Origin of the sequence: Serinicoccus chungangensis (assembly GCF_001483745.1) — a bacterium.
Classification (GTDB): domain Bacteria; phylum Actinomycetota; class Actinomycetes; order Actinomycetales; family Dermatophilaceae; genus Ornithinicoccus; species Ornithinicoccus chungangensis_A.
In genome coordinates this window covers 1-1,594 of sequence record NZ_LQBL01000015.1, presented here as the reverse complement: position 1 = coordinate 1,594, position 1,594 = coordinate 1, and the positions used below count along the sequence as shown (strand labels likewise).

At 67.3% G+C, this 1,594-nt stretch carries 2 protein-coding genes; one reads left to right on the top strand and one right to left on the bottom strand.

Translation table 11 applies throughout. The features are described from left to right. Positions 1-344 precede the first annotated feature (344 nt). Entirely contained in the window at positions 345-869 is a 525-nt protein-coding gene (locus tag AVL62_RS17000; protein WP_161937844.1) for a GNAT family N-acetyltransferase, read from the bottom strand. A 432-nt stretch (positions 870-1,301) separates the two neighbouring features. On the opposite strand from AVL62_RS17000, the gene AVL62_RS05605 reads away from it, so the two are divergent. Continuing rightward, positions 1,302-1,502: a hypothetical protein gene (locus tag AVL62_RS05605; protein ID WP_153011682.1), complete on the top strand. Its 201-nt coding sequence runs from the start codon at positions 1,302-1,304 to the stop codon at positions 1,500-1,502. Positions 1,503-1,594 lie beyond the last annotated feature (92 nt).

Below are 1,594 nucleotides of genomic sequence, written 5' to 3'. Positions count from 1 at the left end.
TGTCGCTTCAGACCCCAGACGTCGAGGCGGGTCCGGGAGGGCACCGCGGGGCGTCTGAGGTATTCAGCGCGACCGACCTTCCCCCGCACATCGGCACTTCGGATCAGCCACTTCCCGGACCCGCACACCCGACGCTACCCCCGCCCGGCCCCCGCAACCAGCCCCATCCGGTCCCGGCAGCGGCCACACCGCGTCGCCGTGCCGGAGCCGTCAAGGTGCAGCGCCCCACCGGACGAACGACCTTGACGGCGACCAACGGCGGCGCACCCTAGAAAGCGACGGCACCGGGGCCTTGACACAGAGAGGAACCAGAACCGGACATTCATCCTGTTCAGGCGGCCGCCTCAGAGTCGGATGGCGAGCTGTCGGCAGTCGTCCTGGAATGAGAAACTCTTAGCGAGCTGGCGTGATGGCTGGTTGGCTTCAAGAGAGCGCCAGCGGACGATCCCGTGCAGGTCGATGGCGTCATGTACCGCCGCAGCTGCGGCGTGCTTTCCGTGGCCACGTCCGCGAGCGTCGGCAGCGACGATCACACCGACGTCGACGGGGTCGCCATCGAAAAGCGTGAGGCCTGCAGCGGCGACTGGTTCTGCGTCGTTGTCGCGCACCAACCAGGTCTTGTGGACGTCATCACTGTCGAAGCCGCTCTCGACCCACTCCTCGGCGGTAACGCGCCCCTTCAGGGCGTGGACCACCTCCCCTGCGTCAGCACGGCGGGCCCGCTGTGAGCGGGGAACTGTGTCAGCCGTGTCGAGGAACGCATGGACGCTTGGCCCGAGCACCGTTCCTTCCGGAACTCGGTGACGCCACCAGGCCGGGTCGGTCACCGTGGCCGCGTCGACGCCCCAGGTGCGCACCGTGGCAGCCATCTCAGGCGGAGATGAGACGTACGCGCGACCGTCCCGGAGGATGGCGTAAAGGCCGTGGTATCCCTCCAATACCGACGTGTGGCTGACAACGACAGAAGACCAGTCGGCTGGTATCTCGGGAAAGAAGGCGGCCCAGTAGCGGTTGATCCTCCGTCTGGTCTGATCCCGCACTCCGGGTCCCATCCTCTCGCAGCGATACTTCATCGTCGGCCTCAGGCAGGCGCAGCGCCGGCACGACGCCCGCCATCGGTACCAGCCGAAAAGCGCATCGCTGCGTCCCTGTCCGCCGGCGGCCCAGCGCGACCAAGTTTCGTTACGCTCGGCGGGCTGCTCAATGCACGCAGGGCGGCAAATGCGTGCGCCCGCATCGGGGCTAGCTATTTAACGGGCCAGGTCGGGCGCAGGTCGATCACTTCTGGCATGCTGCGCAGCATGAGCCAGGACATCGAGTTGCACCCTCGGCGGGCGGGGGCCTACTTGGCGACCGGCCTGGTCGTCACCCTTGTCGCGCTCTTCCTCCTCTTCACCGGCAGGACCGGGATGGTGAGCTGGATGGGACTAGGGCTCGGATCAGCCTGCCTGCTCGTTGGCGCGGCGCAGCGCAGCTCCCTCCGTCACCCGCCGACCGCCTGAACACACCTCGGCCAGGGAGGCCGCCTGACCTCCATGGAACTTCCGGAGCGCGGCAGTTGCGTGCGTAGTCGTCTGTAATACACTTGGCGTGT

Excerpts from the sequence above, each read along its gene's own strand:
- AVL62_RS17000 (WP_161937844.1), bottom strand. The coding sequence starts at position 869 with ATGGCTGCCACGGTGCGCACCTGGGGCGTCGACGCGGCCACGGTGACC.
- AVL62_RS05605 (WP_153011682.1), top strand. The coding sequence starts at position 1,302 with ATGAGCCAGGACATCGAGTTGCACCCTCGGCGGGCGGGGGCCTACTTG.